The sequence below is a fragment of the Micromonospora narathiwatensis genome (genome assembly GCF_900089605.1).
GTDB lineage: Bacteria > Actinomycetota > Actinomycetes > Mycobacteriales > Micromonosporaceae > Micromonospora > Micromonospora narathiwatensis.
This window is the reverse complement of record NZ_LT594324.1, coordinates 159,772-175,713: the sequence shown is the minus strand read 5'-3', so window position 1 is coordinate 175,713 and position 15,942 is coordinate 159,772. Positions and strand designations below refer to the sequence as shown.

General features: G+C 75.0%; 16 protein-coding genes and 1 pseudogene. 6 read left to right on the top strand and 11 right to left on the bottom strand.

All coding sequences use genetic code 11. The features are described 5' to 3' along the window. Positions 1-38 precede the first annotated feature (38 nt). Positions 39-2,240 (bottom strand): ATP-dependent DNA helicase RecG, encoded by a 2,202-nt coding sequence (gene recG, locus GA0070621_RS00755; RefSeq protein ID WP_091190447.1) that lies wholly within the window; start codon positions 2,238-2,240, stop codon positions 39-41. Continuing rightward, complete coding sequence (locus GA0070621_RS00750) at positions 2,237-3,853, bottom strand: DAK2 domain-containing protein (protein WP_091190444.1); 1,617 nt, start codon at positions 3,851-3,853, stop codon at positions 2,237-2,239. The genes recG and GA0070621_RS00750 overlap by 4 nt, the downstream gene beginning before the upstream one ends. A gap of 342 nt (positions 3,854-4,195) precedes the next feature. Between GA0070621_RS00750 and rpmB the strand changes: the two genes are divergently transcribed. Further along, positions 4,196-4,387, top strand: a complete 192-nt coding sequence (gene rpmB / locus GA0070621_RS00745; protein ID WP_013284551.1) for a 50S ribosomal protein L28 — start codon at positions 4,196-4,198, stop codon at positions 4,385-4,387. Between the two features lie 160 nt (positions 4,388-4,547). Here rpmB and GA0070621_RS00740 read toward each other — a convergent pair whose 3' ends face one another. Beyond that, positions 4,548-5,015 carry a GNAT family N-acetyltransferase gene (locus GA0070621_RS00740; RefSeq protein ID WP_091190441.1) on the bottom strand — a complete coding sequence of 156 codons (468 nt, stop codon included), beginning with the start codon at positions 5,013-5,015 and terminating at the stop codon, positions 4,548-4,550. A gap of 64 nt (positions 5,016-5,079) precedes the next feature. Continuing rightward, positions 5,080-6,027 (bottom strand): thiamine-phosphate kinase, encoded by a 948-nt coding sequence (locus GA0070621_RS00735; RefSeq protein WP_091190438.1) that lies wholly within the window; start codon positions 6,025-6,027, stop codon positions 5,080-5,082. A gap of 161 nt (positions 6,028-6,188) precedes the next feature. Between GA0070621_RS00735 and GA0070621_RS00730 the strand changes: the two genes are divergently transcribed. After that, on the top strand, positions 6,189-6,422 hold the full coding sequence (locus GA0070621_RS00730; protein WP_018786298.1) for an Lrp/AsnC ligand binding domain-containing protein: 234 nt from the start codon (positions 6,189-6,191) through the stop codon (positions 6,420-6,422). Then, positions 6,423-7,103, top strand: a complete 681-nt coding sequence (locus GA0070621_RS00725; protein WP_167666469.1) for a DUF3515 family protein — start codon at positions 6,423-6,425, stop codon at positions 7,101-7,103. It begins immediately after the preceding gene. Positions 7,104-7,124: 21 nt separating this feature from the next. On the opposite strand, the gene GA0070621_RS00720 is transcribed toward GA0070621_RS00725, so the two are convergent. Continuing rightward, a complete protein-coding gene (locus GA0070621_RS00720; RefSeq protein ID WP_091190436.1) occupies positions 7,125-8,225 on the bottom strand; it encodes a D-alanine--D-alanine ligase family protein in 1,101 nt (366 codons plus the stop codon). 253 nt (positions 8,226-8,478) lie between these two features. Beyond that, the gene (locus tag GA0070621_RS00715; RefSeq protein ID WP_091190434.1) at positions 8,479-8,706 is read right to left on the bottom strand and encodes a hypothetical protein; all 228 of its coding nucleotides are present in this window, start codon (positions 8,704-8,706) and stop codon (positions 8,479-8,481) included. 278 nt (positions 8,707-8,984) lie between these two features. Here GA0070621_RS00715 and GA0070621_RS00710 point away from each other — a divergent pair, with 278 nt between their 5' ends. Beyond that, the gene (locus GA0070621_RS00710) at positions 8,985-9,830 is read left to right on the top strand and encodes a helix-turn-helix domain-containing protein (RefSeq protein ID WP_091190431.1); all 846 of its coding nucleotides are present in this window, start codon (positions 8,985-8,987) and stop codon (positions 9,828-9,830) included. Positions 9,831-9,834: 4 nt separating this feature from the next. Continuing rightward, the gene (locus GA0070621_RS00705; RefSeq protein WP_091190428.1) at positions 9,835-10,035 is read left to right on the top strand and encodes a DUF397 domain-containing protein; all 201 of its coding nucleotides are present in this window, start codon (positions 9,835-9,837) and stop codon (positions 10,033-10,035) included. A gap of 45 nt (positions 10,036-10,080) precedes the next feature. Here the strand turns inward: GA0070621_RS00705 and GA0070621_RS00700 are convergent, their stop codons facing one another. From GA0070621_RS00700 to GA0070621_RS00680, 5 genes are all read right to left on the bottom strand, one after another. Further along, entirely contained in the window at positions 10,081-11,133 is a 1,053-nt protein-coding gene (locus GA0070621_RS00700) for an ROK family protein (RefSeq protein WP_091201818.1), read from the bottom strand. A 125-nt stretch (positions 11,134-11,258) separates the two neighbouring features. After that, entirely contained in the window at positions 11,259-12,044 is a 786-nt protein-coding gene (locus GA0070621_RS00695) for a putative protein N(5)-glutamine methyltransferase (protein WP_091190425.1), read from the bottom strand. Positions 12,045-12,211: 167 nt separating this feature from the next. Beyond that, entirely contained in the window at positions 12,212-13,327 is a 1,116-nt protein-coding gene (locus GA0070621_RS00690) for a cystathionine gamma-lyase (RefSeq protein ID WP_091190421.1), read from the bottom strand. A gap of 7 nt (positions 13,328-13,334) precedes the next feature. Further along, a complete protein-coding gene (locus GA0070621_RS00685; protein ID WP_091190418.1) occupies positions 13,335-14,342 on the bottom strand; it encodes an NAD(P)H-dependent glycerol-3-phosphate dehydrogenase in 1,008 nt (335 codons plus the stop codon). Next, positions 14,339-15,064, bottom strand: a complete 726-nt coding sequence (locus GA0070621_RS00680) for a lysophospholipid acyltransferase family protein (protein WP_091190415.1) — start codon at positions 15,062-15,064, stop codon at positions 14,339-14,341. The genes GA0070621_RS00685 and GA0070621_RS00680 overlap by 4 nt, the downstream gene beginning before the upstream one ends. A gap of 112 nt (positions 15,065-15,176) precedes the next feature. On the opposite strand from GA0070621_RS00680, the pseudogene cofC reads away from it, so the two are divergent. Continuing rightward, positions 15,177-15,794 (top strand): annotated as a pseudogene (gene cofC / locus GA0070621_RS30620) (2-phospho-L-lactate guanylyltransferase); the annotation flags it as partial. Positions 15,795-15,942 lie beyond the last annotated feature (148 nt).

The following is a 15,942-nucleotide window of genomic DNA, read 5'->3' as shown; positions in this document are numbered from 1 at the left end:
GCTGCACCCGAGCCGACAAGACGGACCGAGCCGGGCCGTCAGCCCTTCTCCAGGTACTCCGCGCGTTCCTCGTCGACCAGGGCGGCGACCGAGGCGGCCAGGGCCGGGTGCCGGGCCAGCTCCGGATCCTCCTCGACCAGGGCGATCGCCTCGGCCCGGGCGTCCCGGATCAGGTCGGTGTCCCGCAGCAACGACAACAGCCGCAGGTGGGACCGGCGGCCGGACTGGGTGGCGCCCAGCACGTCGCCCTCACGGCGCTGTTCCAGATCCAGCTCGGCGAGCTTGAACCCGTCGGTGGTGGAGGCGACCGCGTCGAGCCGCTCCCGGGCCGACGAACCCTCCGCCGCCTCGGTCACCAGCAGGCAGAGGCCGGCGGCCGAGCCGCGCCCCACCCGGCCGCGCAACTGGTGCAGTTGGGAGACGCCGAACCGATCGGCGTCCAGCACGATCATCACGGTGGCGTTGGGCACGTTCACGCCCACCTCGACCACCGTGGTCGCCACCAGCACGTCCAGTTCACCGGCGGCGAAGGAGCGCATCACCGCGTCCTTCTCGTCGGCCGGCAGCCGCCCGTGCAGCACGCCGATCCGCAGCCCGTGCAGCGGGCCCTCCGCCAGCAGCGGCGCCACCTCGGTCACCGCCAGGGGCGGGCGCCGCCCGCTGTCGTCCTCGCGTGGGGCCTCCTCGTCGCTCTGCGGCCCCTCGCCGATCCGCGGGCAGACCACGTACGCCTGGTGGCCGGCGGCCACCTCCTCGCGCAGCCGACGCCAGGCCCGGTCGAGGAAGGCCGGCTTCTCGGCGGCCGGCACCACGTGCGAGGCGATCGGCGAGCGCCCCTGCGGCAGCTCGGAGAGAGTGGACACCTCCAGGTCGCCGTAGACCGTCATGGCCACCGTACGCGGAATCGGGGTGGCGGTCATGACCAGCACGTGCGGCGGCTGGTCGGCCTTGGCCCGCAGCGCGTCCCGCTGCTCCACGCCGAACCGGTGCTGCTCGTCGACGACCACCAGACCCAGGTCGTGGAAGTCGACCCCCTCGTAGAGCAGGGCGTGGGTGCCCAGCACGATGCCGGCCCGCCCCTCGGCCACCTCGGCGAGCGCCCGCCGCCGGGCCGCCGCGCCGAGCGAACCGGTGACCAGCTCCACCCGGGTCGCGTCGTCGGCCGCGCCCAGCTCGCCGGCCTGGGCGAGCGGGCCGAGCAGGTCGAGCATGCCCCGGTGGTGCTGGGCCGCGAGCACCTCGGTCGGGGCGAGCAACGCCGCCTGCCCACCGGCGTCGACCACCTGAAGCATTGCCCGCAGCGCGACCACCGTCTTGCCGGAGCCGACCTCGCCCTGGAGCAGCCGGTGCATCGGATGCGCGGTGGCCAGGTCGGCGGCGATCTCCCGGCCGACGACCTGCTGGCCGGGGGTCAGCTCGTACGGCAGCCGGGCGTCGAACGCGTCCAGCAGGCCGCCGGCGCGCGCTGGCCGGGCCTGCGCCGGCCAGGCCGCCGCGCGGTGCTTGCGCTGCACCAGGGTGAGCTGCACGGCGAACGCCTCGTCCCACTTGAGCCGGCGACGGGCCCGGTACAGCTCCTCCTTGCTGGACGGTCGGTGGATCTCGCGCAGCGCCGCCCCGATGCCGACCAGGTTCCGGCTGGCCCGGAGGGCGGCCGGCAGCGGGTCCTCCGGCGGGGTGAAGGTGTCCAGCACCACCCGGACGCAGCGGGCGATCACCCAGGTCGGCACCGCCGCGGCGGCCGGGTAGACCGGAATCAGCGCCCCGGCGAACTCCTCGACCTCCTCGTTGGCCGCCGCCTCGCCGTCGCCGCCCTCGCCGAGCAGGACGTACTCCGGGCCGTTGAGCTGCCGCTTGCCCCGGAACTCGGTGACCTTGCCGGCGAACAGCCCCCACCGGCCGGGCCGCAGCTCCCGCTCGCGCCATGCCTGGTTGCCGAAGAAGGTGAGGGTGAGCACGCCGCCCGAGCCGTCCCCGACGGTCACCTCCAGCAGGTTGCCCCGGCGCTGGCGCATCGGCCGTACGGCGGTGCGCTGCACCTGGGCCAGCACGGTGACCTGCTCCCCCACGTCCAGCGAGCGGATGTCGGTGTGCTCGCCGCGCTCGTCGTAGCGACGGGGGAAGTGGTAGATCAGGTCGCCGGCGGTGTGCAGGTCGAGGTGGCCGGCCAGGGCCTTCGCGGTCTTCTCCCCGACCAGCTTCTTCAGCGGCGTGTCCACCGTGGCCGGTTCGCTCGTCATTCGACCCCCACCAGAAGCGGATAGTGCGGCTGCCCGCCCTCGTACGCCTGGATCTCCACGAACGGCCAGGAACGCTCGACGTGCTCGCGTACCCGCTCGGTCAGCCCGGCCGGGGCGCCCGCCCCGCGCAGCAGGGTGACCAGCTCCCCGCCGCCGCCGAGCATCCGGTCGACCACGGCGGTGCAGGTGTCGAGCAGGTCGGCGCCGATGAGGTGCACCTCCCCCTCGACCAGCGCCAGCACATCGCCCGGCCGGCACGGGCCGGCCACGGTGAGCGCCTCCTTGCCGGCGTGGCAGACCTCGGCGTAGCGGCAGGCGCCGGCGGCCTCGGCCATCGCGATGACGTCGTCCTCGAAGCGCCGGGACGGGTCGCGCACGGCGAGGGCGGCGAGGGCCTGCACCGGGGAGCGGGTGGGCACCACGCTGACCTTCACCCCGAGCCCGTGCGCCTCGCGGGCGGCGGCGCTCGCCACCGACTGCGTGTTGGGGTCGTTGGGCAGCACCACCACCCGGGCCGCCCCGGTGGCCCGGATCGCGTCGAGCAGCTCGCCGGTGGACGGGTTGGCCGGCACCACGGTGGCCCCCTCGGCGGCGAACAGCTCGGCGATGCCGGCGCCGGTGGCCACCACCACGGCCGCCCGGCCGTCGGGCAGCGGGACCGGCGCGGGCAGCGCGGCCTGGTCGGCGAACCTGGTCACCGTGATCCGGTGCGGCCGGCCGGCGACGATCCCCGCCTCGATCGCCGCGCCGACGTCGTTGACGTGCACGTGCACGTTCCAGGTGCCGACGCCCGGGCTGCCGTCCCCGACGATGACGAGCGAGTCGCCGAGCGGTTCCAGCTCGGCGCGCAGCCGGGCCACCGCCTCGTCGGTGGCGTCGAGCAGATACTGCACCTCGTAGCCGTACGCCGGGGAGCCGGTCTCCCGGACGGCGGTGGCGGGCGGGCGGACCGCGGGCGTCGCGGGCGCCGGCTGCCGGGGGCTCTCCCCGGTGACCACCTCGACCAGCGCGTCCAGCAGCAGGCAGAGGCCGCGCCCGCCGGCGTCCACCACGCCGGCACGGGCCAGCGCGGGCAACTGCTCCGGGGTACGCGCGAGCGCGCGGGCCGCGCCGGCCGCGGCGGCCCGGACCACGGCGGGCAGGTCGTCGCTCTCCGTCTGCTCGGCGGCGCGCGCCGCGGCGGCGACCACGGTGAGCAGGGTGCCCTCGACCGGGTGGGCGACCGCGGCGTAGGCGGCGGTGGTGGCGGCGGTGAGCCCGGCGGCGAGCTGCCGGCCGCGGACCGCCGGGGCGGCGGCCAGCGCGTCGGCGAGGCCGCGCAGGATCTGCGACAGGATCACCCCGGAGTTGCCCCGCGCGCCCAGCAGCGCGCCCTGGGCCATCAGCCGCAGCGCGTGCCCGTGCGGCGTGTGCCCGTCGTCGGGGAGGGTGTCCAGGTCCATGGCGAGGGCCTGCTGCGCGGAGGTGAGGGTGAGCACCAGGTTGGTGCCGGTGTCGCCGTCCGGGACCGGGTAGACGTTGAGGTCGTCGATCTCGCCCTGGTGCCGTTGGAGGGCGGCCAGCCCGCTCGCGCACCAGCGGCGTACCGCGGCGGCGTCGAGGGTGTCCAGCACGACCGGAAGCCTACTGGCGTGTACCGACACGCGCCGAGGTCGCCTGGTCCACGTCGGCGTGTCCGGCGGGCCGCCCGGCGGGCACCCACGGTCTCGCCGCGGCCGCGAGCCCACCCGCTCGGTGTGGGGCCGCGCGCCGTGGCCACCGGAGCGGCCGGTAGGCTGGGCGGGTTTCCGTCCGACAACTCCGGCTCAGCGGGTGAGACCGCGCCGCGACCCGGAGCCGTCGGCCGCCGACCAGGGCCGGTTGGGCGTACCGGGTGGTCATCGGGTAACCTGGCCAGGTTGCCCGGGCAGCGCCTGGCGGCGACCTCATGAACGTTTCAAACCCAGGAGTATCCCGTGGCTAGCGTGTGCGACGTCTGTGGCAAGGGGCCGGGCTTCGGCCACAACGTGTCCCACTCGCACCGGCGGACCAACCGCCGCTGGAACCCGAACATCCAGTCGGTGCGTACCCCGGCCGGTGGCGGCACCACCAAGAAGCTGCAGGTCTGCACCTCGTGCATCAAGGCCGGCAAGGTCACCCGCGCCTGACGCGCGGCACCACCGCAGCACTCGTCGGTAGCCGGCGGATCCGTTGGGATCCGCCGGCTTCTGTCGTGTCCGAAAAACGGAGCCGGTGGGCGATCGCGCCACCCGGGCGGGGCCGGCGGGCCCGGCCGGACGGCGGTCAGAGGGTACGGCCGGGCGGCGGTCAGAGGGTACGGCCGAAGGAGAGGCAGCCCGGCGCGTCCTTGTAGAAGCCGAAGTTCGGGATCCGCTCGTAGCCGGCCGAGGTGTACATCGCGATCGCCTCGGGCTGCCGGTCGCCGCACTCCAGGATGATCCGCTCGCGGCCCTGCTCCCGGGCCGACCGTTCGACGGCCGTGAGCACCGACCGGGCGACGCCCCGGCCCCGGGCCGCCGGCGCGGTGTACATCCGCTTCAGTTCGGCCGTCGCGCCGTCGTCGCCGTGGCTGCGCCAGCCGCCGCAACCCACCGGCTGCCCGTCGAGGTAGGCGACCAGGAAGGCGCCGGCCGGAAGCGCGAACTCCGCCGCGTCGACCGGGGTGTCGTCGCCGCTGCCGCCGTACCGCTCGCCGAGGTCGGCCAGGGCCGCCCGGATCAACGCCTGCGACTCGGGCGCGTCGAAGCGCCGGGCCCGGATCTCGATCTCGCTCACGCCAAGAAGGCTACGACCGGAGTCCGGGCCACCCCGGTCCACCCCGGCACAGGTCGGTCGCAGATCACTCCGCCCGGCGGAAGTGGTCCCACCCGGTGGGGCCGTCGTACGCCGCGCCGTCCACGGTGACCCCGGCGCCCTCGGCCACCCGGCCGATCGGCCGCCAGCCCGGCGGCAGGGTGGCCGCCGCCGGGAAGGTCGCCGCCAGGGCGTGGTCCTCGCCTCCGGCCAGGATCCAGGAGTACGGGTCGACGCCCAACGCCTGGGCCGCGTCGCGCATCTGTCGGGGCACCTCGAACGCGTCCCGGGTCACGTCGATCGCCACCCCACTGGCCTTCGCCACGTGCCCCAGGTCGGCCAGCAGCCCGTCCGAGACGTCGATCATGGCGGTGGCGCCGTGCCGGGCCGCCTCCGGGCCGGCCGAGTACGGCACCTCGGGACGGCGGTACGCCTCGACCAGCAGCCGGGGCGTCCGGAAGCCCCGGGAGAGCACGGTGTAGCCGGCTCCCGCCCAGCCGGTCCGCCCGGCGAGCGCCAGCACGTCGCCCGGGCGGGCCCCGGAGCGGACCACCGGCGGCCGGCCGGCCAGGTCACCCAGGGCGGTCACCGCGATCGTGATGACGGAGCTGGCCGACATGTCGCCGCCGACCACGCCCGCCCCGACCAGGGCCGCCTCGGCGCCCAGCCCGTCGGCCAGTTCCTCCGCCCAGGTCGGGTCCAGCTCGGCGGGGATGCAGAGGGCGACCAGCAGCGCGGTCGGGGTGGCGCCCATGGCCGCGATGTCGGCCAGGTTGGCCGCCGCCGCCCGGTGTCCGATGTCCCGCGCCCCGGACCAGTCCCGGCGGAAGTGCCGCCCCTCGACCAGCACGTCGGTGGAGGCCACCACCCGCCCGTCCGGGGCCGCGACCACCGCCGCGTCGTCCCCCGGGCCGAGCAGGCAGCTCTCCCCGTACGCCAGCCGGGCCGTAACCCGGTCGATCAGCCCGAACTCCCCGACACCCGCGACTGTCATGCCGTCCTCTCGTCGCGCTCTTCCGTTTTCACATTGCCGCACCACACCCGGCGTGTCCTCGCTCACCGCGTCCAGCCGACCACCGATAGGGATCGGGCCTGCTCCGTAAGGTAGTTTCACCCTTCGGGCCGCCCCAGGCGGCGACGGACGGAGGTCGAGTCGTGGTACAGGCGTACATCCTCATCCAGACCGAGGTCGGTCGGGCGCGTGACGTGGCCGGTCAGATCGCGGACCTTGCCGGCGTGGTACGGGTCGACGCCGTCACCGGGCCGTACGACGTGGTCGTGCTCACCGAGGCGAACACCGTCGACGAGCTTGGCAAACTCATCGTCAGCAAGGTGCAGATGGTGCCCGGCATCACCCGCACCCTCACGTGTTCGGTGGTGCGCCTGTAAGTGGACGAGATCACTTCCTCCCCCGCTCCCGACGGGTCCCGCCCGGCTGGGCCGGCCCCGACCCGCGACCGCTCCTCCCGCCGGGCGGCGCTCTGGGCGACGCTGGTCGCGGTGCCGGTCACCGCGGCGGTGGCCGGATTCACCTTCGCGAGCCTCGCCCCGACGGAGCCGGTCGCCACACCGAGCCCGTCGGCGAGCACCGGACGGACGCAGTCCGTCGCCCCGGTCGAGATGCCGGTCCCGCACCTGGCGGAGCGGCCGGCGACGGTGTGCCGCGCCCTGGTGTCGCAGCTCCCGCCGAGCGTCCGCGACCTGAACCAGCGACCGGTCACCGCCGGCGCCGAGCAGAACGCCGCGTACGGCGACCCGGCGCTGACGGTCGCCTGCGGGGTCCCGCCGCTCACGGTGTGCCCCTCGCCGGCCCCGGGCGCGTCGACCGAGCAGCCGGCCGACGGCTGCATCCCGGCGACCGGCGACGTGTGGCGGGTCAACGGGGTCTGCTGGTACACGGCGCAGGAGTCCGACGGCGCGGTGCTGACCGCCGTCGACCGGGAGGTCCCCGTCCGGGTCGGGCTGCCGAAGGCGTACGAGCAGCCGCTCCAGTGGATCGCGCAGATCTCCGACGCGATCGTCGCCACGGTCCCGTCGGCCAAGTCCGCCCCCTCCGGCTGCTCCTCCTGACCGCTTCCCGCGCGGGTCGGGTCAGCGGCCCGCGCGGCGCAGGGCGGTACGGATGAGGCGGTTGACGAGCTTGGGATACTCCAGGCCGCTGGCCGCCCACATCCGGGGGAACATCGAGGTCGGGGTGAACCCGGGCATGGTGTTGATCTCGTTGAGGTAGACGTCCAGTTCGGGGGTGACGAAGAAGTCGACCCGGGCCAGGCCGGAGCAGTCCAGGGCGGTGAACGCGCGGGCGGCGTACTCCTGCACCTGGCGGGTGACCCGCTCGGGCAGGTTGGCCGGGACGTCGTACTCGCAGACCTCGTCGGCGTAGATGTACTTGGCCTCGAAGTCGTACCAGTCGTGGCCGCCGATCATCCGTACCTCGGCCAGCACCGACGCCTCCGGGGCGCCGCCGGCCTCCCCCTCCAGCACGCCGCACTCGATCTCGCGACCGACGACGGCGCCCTCGACCAGCACCTTTGTGTCGATCTCCCGGGCCGTCGCGACCGCCGCGTCGAGCTGGGACCAGTCGTCGACCTTGGTGATGCCGAAGGAGGAGCCGGCCCGGGACGGCTTGACGAACACCGGCAGGCCCAGCCGCTCCTTGTCCTCCCCGGTCATGGTCATCCCGCTGCGCAGCACCACGTACGGGCCGACCGGGATGCCCTCGGCGACGCAGAGCTTCTTGGTGAACTCCTTGTCCATGGCGGCCGCGGAGGCGAAGACGTTCGCCCCGACGTACGGGATGTCGGCCATCTCCAGCATGCCCTGGATGGTGCCGTCCTCGCCGTACGCGCCGTGCAGCACCGGGAAGACCACGTCCACGTCGGCCAGTGCCCGGGGACCCTGCGTCGGGTCGAGCACCATCAGGCCACCCGCCGCCGGGTCCGCGCGCAGCACCAGCTCCGCCCCGGAACTGGAGGTGATCTCCGGCAGCTTGCGGTCCTGGATCGCGAGCTGACTCGGGTCGCCGCTGGCCAGCACCCACTGGCCCTGCCGGGTGATGCCCACCGGCACCACCTCGAACTCGTCCGGGTCCAGCGCGTCCAGCACGCTGCCCGCGCTGACGCAGGAGATGCCGTGCTCGGGGCTACGGCCGCCGAAGACGATCGCCACACGGGTTTTGCCTGGGGTGGTCACTGGTGGTCACCTCTTCGGTCGCGACTGCGGCTGGCCGTGCTCGCCGTTGGCGCTCACCCGGTTGACCTTACTGTGCGTGGCGAGCACGGGTGGTCGATACCCGGGGAGAACGACGGCCGAACCGATCCGGGCAACGAATCGTATACGGTGAGTAACCGTACGGCGACAGGCCGGACGGCCGGTGGCGGGACCTGCCACCGGCCGTCCGGGCGCCGCCCCGGGTTCCGGGTCCGCAGGGCGGGCGGGATTCAGTTCAGGCGCTCCGGAGCGCGGCGACGCGACGTCCGACGGCGATGACCTTGACCCGCTGCCGTCCCGCGCGGACCATGCCCAGCGCCATGAAGGCGCCGGCGATCCGGTCCGCCGCCTCCCGGCTGCTCGCCCCGACCACCTGCCGGCGGCGCTCCGGGCTCGTCCGCTCGTTGCGCGCCACGCCGTCGAGCGGCCGGACGTCGGTGAGGACCACCAGGAAGCGGGTCATGGCTGTGCACCGCCGTCCGGAGGGCGGCAGCCCATCGCCGTCATGTGATTCCCTCCCCGTCTGCTCAGCCGGCAAGGGGCACGCGACGATCGGGTCGTGGGGGGAGAAATAACCCGATCGCCGCGCGCCCCATCCCCTCCGGTCGCTCACCACCACCGTCGCCACGACAACCGGTGGTGAGGACGTGGTCACAGATTGACAGGTGGACACGCGTGAATGCAACTCTCATCGACTTTCTCTCATGCCCACTTTCCCGTTGAATGTGCGACCATCGATCCATGGCGCCGAAGACCGCCCGGGCCCGACGGCTCGGCATCGCCCTGCGTACCCACCGGGAGGCCGCCGGCCTGACCCTGGAGGTGGCGGCCGACGAGATCAACAGCACTCGGAGCACCCTGTCCCGCTACGAGAACGCCCAGACGCTGGTCAGTCCGGCCACCGTACGCGCCCTGCTGACCCTCTACGGGGTGAGCCCGGACGAGATCGCCGCGGCGGTGCAACTGGCCAAGGACGCCCGCAAGCCCGGCTGGTGGGTCTCCTACTCGTACCTGCTGGACCGGCGGACCATCGACTTCATCGCGCTGGAGGCGGAGGCGACCGGGATCGCCAACTTCGAGCCCTCGGTGGTGCCCGGCCTGCTCCAGACCGCCGACTACATCCGGGGCGTGATGCGCGGCGGCCCGCACACGCTCAGCGACGAGCAGGTGGAGCAGCGGGTCCACCTGCGACTCGACCGGCAGCAGCGGCTCACGGGTGACGATCCGCCGATCCTCGACGCCATCATCGACGAGGGCGCGTTGCTGCGACCGGTCGGCGACCGGTCCGTGATGGAGGGTCAGTTGCGGCACCTGCTGAAGATGGGCGAGCTACCCAACATCACCGTGCAGGTGATCCCCCTCGCCGCCGGCTACCACCGGGGCACCCGGGGCTCGCTGCACATCCTGGAATTCGCCGACCCGGAGGATCCGATCATCGCCTCCGTGGAGACGGTCGCCGGGCAGATGGTCCTGGACCGGCCGGGTGACCTGCGTACCTGCACCAAGATCATGGAGCACCTGCGGACCGTGGCGCTGAGCCCGGCGGCCACCCGGGAACAGCTCCTCCGCCTGCTGAACGAGAGGTAGACCCATGAACGGCACGAACAGCCCCCGCCCGCCGGCCACCGGCTGGCGCAAGAGCAGCCACAGCGGGGACGAGGGCGCGTGCGTCGAGATGGCGCTGTTGCCGGAGGCGGTCGCGGTCCGCGACTCCAAGGATCCGAGCGGTCCGGTGCTGGTCTTCCCCCCGGCCGCCTGGGCGGCCTTCACCGGCGCGCCACCGCGCGGCTGACCCGCCACCGGCGCCGGCCGGACTCCGGCGCGGACGGGCCGCGGATCAGCCGGCGACCAGCGGGCCGGCGACGGCGTCGGCCCGGAGCGCCTCCAGAGCGGCGATGGCCACCCCACGCGCCCCGGCCATGTCCCGGTCGGGCACCAGGGCGAAGGTGGCCACCGCACGCTGCTCGGCGCGGAGCACCGTGTGCTCGCGTACGACGTCGAGGAACCAGTCGCGGAACTCCGGCGCCGCCTCCACCACCCCGCCACCGACGAAGTACGCGTGCGGGTCGGTGAAGTTCGCCGCGATGGTGAAGAGCCGGCCCAGCGCCGTCGCCTGCTGGGCGAAGAGCTGCCGGGCCAGTTCGTCGCCCCGCTCGCCGTAGCCCCGGACCAGCTTCGCCGCCCGGCCTGGCTCCTCCGCCGCCAGCGGATGCCCCGGAAACCGCCCCAGCCAGTACGGCAGCAGGCTGCGCTCGATGGCGGTGAGCGAGGCGATGCTCTCCGCGTCCCCGGCGAAGCCACAGGCACAGGTGGGCACGGGCTGGCCCGGGGCCAGCAGCCCGTCGAGCGGGATGTGCACGTGCCCGAACTCACCCGCCATGCCGGCCCCGCCGCCGACCACCCGACCGGCCTCCACCACCCCGCCGCCGAGACCGGTGCCGACGATGGCGGCTACGGACGAGCGACGCATCGCGTCCGCTCCGAAGTGGACGTGGTGGGCGTAGAGGGCCGCCGCGTTGCCGTCGTTGGCGTAGACCACGGGCAGCCCCAGCCGGCGCTCCAACGCGCCGCGCACGTCGTACCCCCGCCAGGCCGGCTGGGAGAAGTTGGTCGAGCCGCGCGAGGAGATCACCCCGGTGGCGCTGGCCGGGCCGGGCGTGTCCAGGCCGACCGCGCGCACCAGCTCGCGGGGCACGCCGGTGCGGGCCAGGATGCCGTCGAACGCCCGCGCGAGGGCCTCGATCGCCGCCTCCGGGCCGGCCTGGACCTCGCTGGGGATCTCGACCAGCCCGTCCACCAGGAACCGGCCGTCCACGGTCAGCACGGTGGCGTTGTCGCTGTTGCCGCCGTTGTCCAGACCCACCACCACCGGCACACCCGCGCTGCCCACGGCCACCGCCTCCCACCTGAGCCTGACCCGAGGCTAGTTCGGCGTTGACCGGCCCGCCATGCGCCGGACGGCCACCACCCACGACCTGGCCCCGCCGACCGTCGGGCGGTGTCGGCCGTGGGGCCTCAGGCGGGCCGGCGGGCAGTGATCGCCGTGGCATCCAGGTCGTCGTCGTGCACGACCGTCGGCACCAGGCCCGCCCCGGCCAGCACCGCGCAGAGCGCCCCGGACTGCGTGACGCTCACCTCGACCGCCAGGTGCCCGCCCGGGGCGAGCCACTCGGCCGCGCCGGCCGCCACCCGGCGCAGCACGGCCAGCCCGTCCGCGCCGCCGTCCAGGGCCACCGACGACTCGTGCAGCCGCGCCTCCGCCGGCATCAGCGCCACCGCGCCGCTCGGCACGTACGGGGCGTTCGCCACCACCAGGTCGAGCCGGCCCCGCCACTCCGGCGGGACCGGCGCGAACAGGTCGCCCTGGTAGACGGGTACGCCGAACGGGGCGAGGTTGCGTCGGGCGCAGGCCACCGCGACCGGGTCGATGTCGGCGGCGGCCAGCCAGCGCGGGGCGAGCCGGCCGTGCAGCACCAGTGCGGCGGCGCCCGACCCGCAGCAGAGGTCGAGCACGGCGGGGGCCGGCCCGGCCACCGACGCGGCGGCGGCGACCAGCAGCGCGGTACGGCCCCGGGGCACGAACACCCCGGGTTCGACGGCGACCCGCAGGCCGCAGAACTCGGCCCAGCCGAGCAGGTGTTCCAGCGGCAGGCCGGCGACCCGGCGGTCGACGAGGTCGGTCAGTGCCTCGGCCGTGTCGGCGGCGGCGATCAGCAGTTCCGCCTCGTCCTCGGCGTAGACGCAACCGGCGGCGCGCAGCCGGGCGACGAGGGCGGGACGGTCGGGATGGATCGGTGCCATGTGATGCCTTTCGGGAGCGCTCGTCGACGCTCCCGGCGTCGCCCTAGTCCCGGGGCGACGTGGACTCGGAGGGAGCGCCGGTCCTCGTCTGGTGGATCGGTCTCACCTCCTCCGGTCGGGGCCCGTGAGGGCCGTGGCTGCCCGACACGATAGCGGAGCCGGCGGCGTCAGGTCGCGCTGGCGTCCAGCGCGGCGGCCACGTCGGCCACCAGGTCGGCGGGGTCCTCGATGCCGCAGGAGAGCCGGACGAAGCCGGGGGCGGTGTCGTCGCCCCACTGGGCCCGCCGGTCGGCGGTGGTGTGCACCCCGCCGAACGACGTGGCGGCGGCGACCAGGCGCGACGCGTCGAGGAACCGGGCCACCCGGTCGGCGTCGCCCAGGTCGAACGAGAGCACCCCGGGCATCCGTCGCATCTGGACCGAGGCGACCGGGTACGCCGGGTCCCCCGGCAGCCCGGGCCAGCGCAGCCCGGTCACGTCGGCGCGGCCGGCGAGCAGCCGGGCGAGCGCCTCCGCGTTGGCGGCCTGCCGGGCCAGCCGCAGGTCCATGGTCGCCAACGAGCGGTGGGCCAGCCAGCAGTCGAACGGTCCGGGCACCGCGCCGGTGGTGGTCCGCCAGGCGGTCACCGGGTCGAGCAGCTCGGCGGAGCGGGTCGCCACGTACCCGAGCAACAGGTCGGAGTGGCCGGTGAGCGCCTTGGTGCCGGAGGCCACCACCACGTCGGCGCCGAGGTCCAACGGGCGCTGCCCGAGCGGCGTGGCGGTGGTGTTGTCGACCGCCAGAAGGGCCCCGGCGGCGTGCGCCGCGGCGGCCAGCGCGGGCACGTCGGCCACGTCCAGGCCGGGGTTCGCCGGGGTCTCCAGCAGCACCAGCCGGACGCCGGAGAACGACGGGTACGGCCCGGCGGTCGGCACGAAGCCGACCCGCACCCCGATGCCGGCGAGGGTGTCGGTGGCGAAGGCGCGCACCGGGAAGTAGCCGTCGGCGGGGAGCAGCACCGTGTCGCCGGGGCGCAGCAGCGCCAGCAGCAGCCCGGTGATGGCCGCCTGGCCGCTGGCGAAGACCCGGCAGTCCCCGCCCTCCAACTCGCCGATGGCCGCCTCCAGCAGCCGCCGGGTCGGGTTGTCCGGCCGGCCGTACCCGTTGGGCGTCGCCGTCGGCCCCTGCCACGGGTCCAGGTGGTACGGCGCGGCGAAGACCGGCCCGGGCAGGAACGGCTCGCCCGGCGTCGGCGCGGGCAGCCCGGCGTGCACGCTGCGGGTGCCGTCCCCCCACTCGGTCATCGCGGCCTCACTCGTACGACTCGGGCTTCGCGGTCCGGCTCATCAGGGCGTCCACGGCGAGCCGCGGGTCCATCCCCTCGTGGCAGATCCGCTCGATCTGCTCGGTGATCGGCATCTCCACCCCGTGCGCCCGGGCCAGGTCCCGGATGGCCAGGCAGCTCTTCACCCCCTCGGCGGTCTGCCGGGTGGCCGCCTGCGCCTGTTCCAGGGTCTCCCCCCGGCCCAGGTGCTCGCCGAAGGTCCGGTTGCGGGCCAGCGGGGAGGAGCACGAGGCGACCAGGTCACCCATGCCGGCCAGCCCGGCGAAGGTGATCGGGTCGGCGCCGAGCGCCACGCCCAGCCGGGCGGTCTCGGCCAGGCCCCGGGTCATCAGCATGGCCCGGGTGTTGTCGCCGAAGCCCATCGCGGTGGCGATCCCGTACGCCAGGGCGATCACGTTCTTCACCGCCCCGCCCAGCTCGCAGCCGATCACGTCGTCGTTGGTGTACGGGCGGAAGTACGGCGTCCGGATCGACGACTGGACCAGGGCGGCCCGCCGGCTGTCGGTGCCGGCGATCACGGTCGCGGCGGGCTGCTCGGCGGCGATCTCCGGGGCCAGGTTGGGCCCGGAGACGACCACCACCCGGTCGGCCGGCACCCCGGCGGTCTCCATGATCACCTGGCTCATCCGCTTGGTGGTGCCCAGCTCGATGCCCTTCATCAGGGAGACCAGCGTGGCGTCGGGGTCCAGGTACGGGGTCCACCCGGCGAGGTTGCCGCGCAGCGTCTGCGACGGCACGGAGAGCACCACCACCTCCGCGCCGACGATCGCCTCCTCGGCGTCGCCGGTGGCGGTGACCCGGTCGGGCAGCCGTACGCCCGGCAGGTAGTCCGAATTGCGGCGCTCGGTGCGGATCGCCTCGGCCACCGACCGTCGCCGGGCCAGGATCGTCACGTCCCGGCCGGCGTCCGCGAGGATCTTGGCGAACGTCGTACCCCACGACCCCGCCCCCAGCACCGCGACATGCCCGGTCATTCTCCGGCCTCACGGGTGCGGGTCCGGGCGGGACGCTCCCACAGCGGTGGCGGCGTGCCGCCGCGGATCTCGGCGACCATGTCGCGGAGCCGGAGCATGATCGTGTCGGTCATCTCCTCCAGCACGACCCGGGACGGCGTCGCGCCCGCCCAGCGGCTCAGGTCGATCGGCGGCCCGGCCACCACGGTCACCGGGGTCCGCGGGCGCAGCCGGAGCCGGGCGGTACGCGGTTCGAACATCTTCTCCGGCCCCCACATGGCGACCGGGATCACCGGCGCGCCGGTGGCCAGCGCCAGCCGGGCCGCCCCGGTCTTGCCCTTCATCGGCCAAAGGTCCGGTTCACGGGTGATGGTCCCCTCCGGGTAGATCACCACCGCGCCACCGGCCCGCACCGCGGCGACCAGCTTGTCCAGCGACTTGGCCGCCTCGACGGTGCCCCGTTCCACCGGGATCTGCTTGCACCGGTACAGGATCCAGCCGATCACCGGCACCCGGAACAGGCTGGCCTTGCCCAGATACTGCGGCCAGCGCCCGGCGTCGTGGATGAAGTGCGCGGAGACCAGCGGGTCCGCGTGCGAGACGTGGTTCGGCACGATGATGACGCCGCCGGGGTGGCGCAGGTGCTCCATGCCCCGCCAGGTGCGCCGCGTCCAGACGGTCAACACCGGCTTGACCAGCACCACGGCCAGCCACTGCCAGAACCCCAGCCTCCGCGGTGCCACCCTGCCTCCTCGTAGTGCCCCGACCCACGCGCCACGCCCGCGACGAAATCATGCCTGCTCGCCCTGGGTCCGGCCAGTGAGGGTACCGCCGTCCGGCTGGCAGGATGGTCACGTGCCCGACCCGACCTGGACCGTGGTGGTGCCGGTGAAGCGCCTCCGGGCGGCGAAGAGCCGCCTGCGGGGCGCGCTGCCCGCCGTACCCCACGAGGAGCTGGCGCTGGCGCTGGCGGCCGACACGGTCCGCGCGGTGCGCGCCTGCCCGGCGGTGGGCGAGGTCCTGGTGGTCAGCGACGACGCGCGGGTGGTGGCGGAGGCGTCGGCGGCCGGCGCGCGGCCGGTGCCCGACCCGGGCGCCGGGCTGAACGCCGCCTTCCGGCGCGGGGCGGCGGTCGCCGGCCCGCGCGTCGCGGTGGCCGGCCTCACCGCCGACCTGCCCGCGCTGCGTCCGGCCGAGCTGGCCGCGGCGCTGCGGGCCGTCCCGGCCGGCCCGTCCGGGGTACGCGGGTTCGTGGCCGACGCCCCGGGCAGCGGCACCGTGCTGCTCGCCGCGCCGGCCGGGGTCCCGCTGGACCCCCGGTTCGGGGTGGGCTCGGCGGCGGCGCACGCGGCGAGCGGGGCGCTGCCGCTGCGCGGCGACTGGCCGACCCTGCGTCGGGACGTGGACACCGCCGCCGACCTGGCCACCGCCGCGCGGCTGGGCGCCGGTCCGCGCACGGCGGGGCTGCTCGGCGGACCGGTCGGGTACGGTGCTGGCATGCAGGGCACGGTGGCCACCTACGACGCGTCGACCCGCAGCGGCGTGCTGCTCCTGGACGACGGCACCGAGCTGCCCTTCCCGGCCCGCGCGTTCGACGCCTCCGGGCTGCGGCTGCTCCGGC

What these genes read in the sequence shown, in the direction of transcription:
- GA0070621_RS00715 (WP_091190434.1), bottom strand. Translation starts at nt 8,706, where the DNA reads ATGACCCGCTTCCTGGTGGTCCTCACCGACGTCCGGCCGCTCGACGGC.
- GA0070621_RS00685 (WP_091190418.1), bottom strand. Translation starts at nt 14,342, where the DNA reads ATGACCGGGCATGTCGCGGTGCTGGGGGCGGGGTCGTGGGGTACGACG.
- GA0070621_RS00695 (WP_091190425.1), bottom strand. Translation starts at nt 12,044, where the DNA reads ATGGCACCGATCCATCCCGACCGTCCCGCCCTCGTCGCCCGGCTGCGC.
- recG (WP_091190447.1), bottom strand. Translation starts at nt 2,240, where the DNA reads ATGACGAGCGAACCGGCCACGGTGGACACGCCGCTGAAGAAGCTGGTC.
- GA0070621_RS00735 (WP_091190438.1), bottom strand. Translation starts at nt 6,027, where the DNA reads ATGACAGTCGCGGGTGTCGGGGAGTTCGGGCTGATCGACCGGGTTACG.
- GA0070621_RS00705 (WP_091190428.1), top strand. Translation starts at nt 9,835, where the DNA reads ATGAACGGCACGAACAGCCCCCGCCCGCCGGCCACCGGCTGGCGCAAG.
- GA0070621_RS00710 (WP_091190431.1), top strand. Translation starts at nt 8,985, where the DNA reads ATGGCGCCGAAGACCGCCCGGGCCCGACGGCTCGGCATCGCCCTGCGT.
- GA0070621_RS00690 (WP_091190421.1), bottom strand. Translation starts at nt 13,327, where the DNA reads ATGACCGAGTGGGGGGACGGCACCCGCAGCGTGCACGCCGGGCTGCCC.